This is a genomic window from Streptomyces durocortorensis (genome assembly GCF_016901035.1).
GTDB lineage: Bacteria > Actinomycetota > Actinomycetes > Streptomycetales > Streptomycetaceae > Streptomyces > Streptomyces durocortorensis.
The window spans coordinates 1-5,763 of sequence record NZ_JAFEUF010000236.1; the positions used below are offsets into that span (position 1 = coordinate 1).

3 protein-coding genes are annotated in these 5,763 nt (G+C 71.4%); 2 read left to right on the top strand and 1 reads right to left on the bottom strand.

Annotation, left to right across the window (positions count from 1 at the left end):
• Positions 1 to 143: 143 nt before the first annotated feature.
• Entirely contained in the window at positions 144 to 3,773 is a 3,630-nt protein-coding gene (locus tag JS521_RS29455; protein WP_307847969.1) for a helix-turn-helix transcriptional regulator, read from the bottom strand.
• Between JS521_RS29455 and JS521_RS29460 the strand changes: the two genes are divergently transcribed.
• Positions 3,712 to 5,310: an acyl-CoA carboxylase subunit beta gene (locus tag JS521_RS29460; protein ID WP_205085988.1), complete on the top strand. Its 1,599-nt coding sequence runs from the start codon at positions 3,712 to 3,714 to the stop codon at positions 5,308 to 5,310. The two genes, JS521_RS29455 and JS521_RS29460, sit on opposite strands and share 62 nt — an antisense overlap.
• 256 nt (positions 5,311 to 5,566) lie before the next feature.
• Positions 5,567 to 5,725 (top strand): hypothetical protein, encoded by a 159-nt coding sequence (locus JS521_RS29465; protein ID WP_205085989.1) that lies wholly within the window; start codon positions 5,567 to 5,569, stop codon positions 5,723 to 5,725.
• Positions 5,726 to 5,763: the final 38 nt, after the last annotated feature.

Sequence of the window (5,763 nt, forward strand, 5' to 3'; positions counted from 1 at the left end):
GGGTAGGGGGTGTGCCGTGGGGCTGTGGCCGGTGCCCGCCGCGGGCCGGGTTTCTCCTTCCGGGACAGAGGGCGGGGGCGGTGGGTGTGTGTCGGCCCGGTGTCTGCCGGCCGGGCCTGCCGGCAGATACCGGGCCGGCTGGTTCATGCCATCGGCTCGGCCAGTGCCAGGAGCCGGTTCGGGAGGTCTGTGCGGCTCTTGACGTCGAGCTTGCGGTAGACCCGGGTGAGGTGTTGTTCCACTGTGCTCACCGTGATGTAGAGCTCGTTGGAGATCTGCCGGTTGGTGCGTCCCCGGGCGGCCAGTACGGCGACCCGGCGCTCGGCCTCGCTCAGGAGGCTGTCCGGGTCCAGGGCCTCGAAGCCGTCGGGGGCCGGATCGGGGGGTGCGCCCGCCGTCGACGCCGTGCCGGGTGTGCTGTGTCCTTCCGTCCGCTGGGGCCGTGCCGGGGTCCGGGCCGGCAGGCCGGCGCGGTGGACGAACAGCCGGGCAGGTGTGGGGTCGCCGGCCCGGGGGAGTGTCTGACCCGTGTCGGACAGGGCGCGGGCCAGCTCGTGCTGGTCGCGGCACGACTGCAGCACGGTCACCGCTTTGGACAGCAGCTTGCGCCGGTGGTCCGGGCCGGCCGTGGAGGCCAGGAGCCGCAGTGCCCGGCCCCGGGTGCGGTCGTCCAGTCCGTGGGAGACCTGGAGCTGTTCCTGCAGCAGTTGCGCGGCGTGTGGTCTGTTGCCGAGGCCGAGCTGTACGCGGGCCAGTTCCAGGCGCCAGGGAAACAGTCCGGCCACGTCGATGCCCCAGGAACGGACCAGTTCACCGCACCGGTGCAGATCGGCGGAGGCGGCCTGGTGCTGTCCCACGGCCAGGCGGTACCGGCCCCGGGCGATCAGGTAGTGCGCGCCCACCGGGGTGCGGAAGGCGCCGGCCGGGACCGGCCGGCGCAGCCAGCGGTCGGCCTCGAACAGCCGGCCGCTCTCGGTCGTGCAGGTGATCAGCGTGCCCAGCGGGCCACCGACGGCGACGCCCCACGCCGGTGCGGGCAGATCCTCCAGGGCCGACCGTGCGCCCCGTTCCGCCACGTCCAGGTCTCCCAGGCGCAGTGCCGCTTCCGCGTGGATCGCCCGTACGACGCCCCGCCAGGCCGGTGTGTGCTGGAGGCCCGGCCGGGCGAGCAGCCGTCCGCCCCAGACCGCGACCCGGTCGGAGCGGCCGGCGCACAGCAGTGCCAGGAGGGGGGCGGTCAGCAGGCCCAGGGAGCCGCTGTCCATGTGGTGCTGCTCCAGCAGCTGTTCCGCGGCGGCCACCGTGTCCACACCGCCGGCCGGCATCAGCGCGTTGCCGAGCACCGATACGGCCTGCAGCTGCGCACTGGCGGGGTGCGGTGCTGCCGCCGCCCGTATCCAGGAGCCCGGGTCCTCCCGTACCGTCCTGAGGTGGTCCGGATGGGACAGGGCGAGCAGGAGGCGGTTCAGGCGCAGTTCGTCCGAGGCGGGGCCGTGGCCGTCCGCGCCGCAGCCGCTGATCGCCTCGGCCGCTTCTTCCGCCCGTCCTTGCCACAGCAGGTACGGGACCGCGGCCAGTGCTGTGGAGGGAATCGATTCGTCGGTCCGTGCCGCTTCCACGAGCCGGCTCACCTGGCCGTTCACGGCCAGGGGGTTGACCTGCCAGCGGGCGGTGATCAGCATCGCTGTCAGCGAGTTGCGCCGGCCCTCGTCGGTCTCGGCCCGGATGCCCAGGCGCAGACACGCGGCGGCGCGGTCGGGGCGTTCGGAGGACAGTGCGTGCGCCGCGGCGTCCCTGAGGACGGGTGCCACCCAGGCGCCGTCCGTCCACGCGGAGGCGACCAGGTGCTCGGCGACCACGCTCGCCTCCGCGCCGTTCTCGTGCAGCATCTCGGCCGCCCGCTGGTGCAGCCGGCGGCGTTCCTCGGCCGGGATGTCGCTGCGCACCGCGTGCAGGATCCGCGGGTGGCGCAGCTGGCCGGCGCTGATGAGCCCCGCGCCCTGCAGGGCCCGGACGGCGGGCACGATGGAGTCGGGCAGGACGTCGAGCAGCTGGCCGAGCAGGTCCTGCGAGGCCGGGCGGTTCAGCACGGCGAGGGCCTGCGCCACCCGGCGTACGGCCGGCTCGTGACGGTAGAGGCAGTCGAGCACGGCCCGGTCGAAGGTGCCGCCGGCTCTCGCTCCGCTCGCGGGGGCGCTGTCGGTGTCGCGGTTGGCCTGTTCGTGGAACAGTGCCTGGGTCAGCAGCGGATTGCCGCCGGTCACCCGCAGGATCCGCCTGGCCTCCTCGCGTATGTCCTGTGCCCCGGCCTTGTCGCCGCGTACGTCGAGCACCCCGGCCTTGCTGCCGAGCAGCCGGGAGAAGGAGTCGAGGGTCAGCAGCGGCAGGCTGACGCGGGCGAAGCGCGGCAGGCTGCGCAGTTCCGCGTGGAAGAGCGGATGCGCCGGATGGAGGGTGGTCGCCTCCGAGAGCACCACCATGATGCGTGCGTTTCTCAGTCTGCGGGTGACGTACAGCAGGCAGTGCAGCGAGGCGGCGTCCGTGTGCTGGAGGTCGTCGACCGTCAGTACCAGGGGCCCTCGCCTGGCCAGTGCCAGGAACGTGTCGAAGGCGGTCCGCAGCAGCGGTGCCCAGAGCCCGTCCGCCGTCAGGGACTCCGTTAACAGCTCGGCCGCCGTGTCGCGCCCGGCGTCCGGCGCGGGCACCGACAGCGCGACCTCGCGTATCAGCTCCTCGACCTGCCGGATCTCCTCCGGTCTGACCCGCGCGCTGTGCAGGAGCTGTCCGAGCACTCCGAAATGGAGCCCCTGCTCGGCCCGCGACCCGGCGGCGCTCAGCACCTGCCCGCCGGCGTTGGCGGCCCACTCCCCGAAGGTCTCCAGAACCTGGGTCTTACCGCTTCCCACAGCGCCGGTGACCAGCACCACCTGTCCGTGTCCGTGTTTCTCACAGGAGCGGAAAGCCCAGTGTAGATGGGCCAGTTGTTCGTCTCGATGGACCAGCATGACTGGCGTCTGCCTCCCCGTTAGCAGTTCCGAACGGGGATCGCCAGGCACTGGCCGGCACAGCTTCCGTACCGCCCCCGTTCGCACGTGTCCGAGCGCGTACAGGGGTGCCCCCTGGGCCATGTGTGCGGTGGCCCTTCCGGACTGTTTCGAACCGCACTTGCCCTCGACGAGGGCAAGTGTTGGTAAATCTTTCACAAGTACCAGCCGGGCCACAACGGCACCGGCTAACAACATGGCCGACGCCGTGGCGAGTTGCGGACAAGATGCCGCGGCAGCCCCGGGAAGCCCCTGGCAGACGTGCCGCAGCGGCCGGCCGTATATCCCTGCCGACTCGGATTGAAATTTAACCTTTACGCGTTTTGAGTTTTTATGTTCGGCGATGTTCTCGGGGCGTTTGTTTGTTTTCCGGCAGAGTTGCCCGCCCCGCACCGGGTGCCCGCCCCGGTGCGGGGCGCCGGGGCGCACCGGGCGGGCTGTGCGCACCGCACGGCGGCGATGCGATGGTCCGCCGGGAGGGCCGTGCCGTGCCCCGGTGCCTTCCGCGGAGCGGCGCGGACCATGCGCCGCCCGGCCGTCCTTCGGGCGACGGCGCCCCTTCGCGACAGCGCCTAGGGGCACGGGCGGGCGATTAGGGGTGATGCCGGCGGCCCGCTTCCAGGAGGATCGCAGGCAGGGGTCGTCATGTTTGGAAGGTAGGGCTGGTATGTCGCTCCAGGAGCCTGTCTCACCGGTCGAGGAGTCGCCCACGTCCACGGCGGACCGCATCGCCGATCTGGCCGCCCGGCACGAGGAGGCCGTCCTCCTCGCCGAGAAGAAGGCCGCGGACCGGCAGCACGCCAAGGGCAAGCTCACCGCCCGCGCGCGCATCGACCTGCTGCTCGACCCCGGCTCGTTCGTCGAACTCGACGAGTTCGTGCGTCACCGGACCGTCGAGGGAGACATTCCCCGCCCCTACGGCGACGGGGTGGTGACCGGCCACGGCACCGTCGACGGACGCCAGGTGTGCGTCTTCTCCCACGACTTCACCACCCTCGGCGGCAGCATGGGCGAGGCCTTCGGCAGCAAGGTCATGAAGATCTACGACTTCGCCATGAGCGTCGGCTGCCCCGTCATCGGCATCAACGACTCCGGCGGCGCCCGCATCCAGGAAGGCGTGAGGTCCATCGCCTACTACACCGAACTGGGCGTCCGCAACGTTCATTCCTCCGGTGTGATCCCGCAGATCTCGCTCATCATGGGCCCCTGCGCGGGCGGTTCGGTCTACTCGCCGGCCATGACCGATTTCACGGTCATGGTCAAGGACATCTCCTACATGTTCGTCACCGGCCCCGAGGTCGTCTCCGCCGTCACGGGCGAGAAGGTGACCGCCGAACAACTCGGCGGTCCCGCCGTCCACGCCGAGGTCTCCGGCAACGCGCACTACCTCGGCGACGACGAGCAGGACGCCATCTCCTGGGTGCAGACCCTCCTCGGCTACCTGCCGTCCAACAACCTGGACACCCCCCCGGTCTACGGCCACGACGGCGATTGCGGCATCACCGGACAGGACCTGGCCCTCGACTCGGTCATCCCCGACAGCGAGCAGCAGGTGTACGACATGACCGACGTCATCGCCGCGGTCCTCGACGACGGCGACTGCCTCGAGATCCAGCCGGACTTCGCCCGCAACATCATCTGCGCGCTCGGCCGTATCGAGGGGCACTCGGTGGCCGTCGTCGCCAACCAGCCCAGCCACCTCGCCGGCGTGCTGGACATCGACGCCTCCGAGAAAGCCGCCCGCTTCATCCGCTTCTGCGACGCCTTCAGCATTCCCGTCCTCACCTTCATGGACGTCCCCGGCTACCTCCCCGGCGTCGAGCAGGAGCACCAGGGCATCATCCGCCGCGGCATCAAACTCTTCTACGCCTACGCCGAGGCCACCGTCCCCAAGGTCACCGTCATCACCCGCAAGGCCTACGGCGGCGGGTACGCGGTGATGGGTTCCCGGCAGATCGGCGCCGACCGCGTGATGGCCTGGCCCACCGCCGAGATCGCCGTGATGGGCGCCAGGAGCGCCGTGCCCCTCCTGCACCGCCGCGAGCTGGCCGCCGCCCCGCCCGAGGAGCGCGCGGCGCTCAGGAGCAACCTCATCGACGACTACCGGCGCAGGTTCGGCAACCCCTACGAGGCTGCCGCGCACGGCTACGTCGACATGGTCATCGCGCCCTCCCGCACCCGGACCGAGGTCGCCAGGGCGCTGGCGAGCCTGCGGAACAAACGGCAGGCGCGCCCGGAACGCAAACACGGCAACATTCCGCTGTGACGCCGCCTGCCGTCCCGGCCGCCCCCCTTCCCGTATAACCGCCGCTTCCGCTCCCGTGAACAGCCGCCAGTTCATCCCGCGCGCACCGCCGTGGTCCTCGGTGAACGGGAAGCCGTTCACCGGCCCAATTCCGGGGCGGGAAAAGCCTTTGCCCTCCGCGGAATACCGCCTCGCGGCACTGTTCCGCGGTTTTCTGTGCGCCGTTCTCAACGCCGCTCTCAACGCTGCGAGTCACGCCTCGCCCCGAATTCCTCGCGTGCGGGCGTCCTCGCCACAGTCCTTTCGTTCGCTGCCGCTGCCGCTGCCGCTGCCGCTGCCGCTGCCGCTGCCGCTGCCGCTGCCGCTGCCGCTGCCGCTGCCGTTGCCGTTGTCCGCGTTCCGGCCGCCGCGGGCCCCCGGCGCGCCCCTAGAATAACCGGGGGGCCAGCGCGGGCACCCCCCCCCCAACCCCCC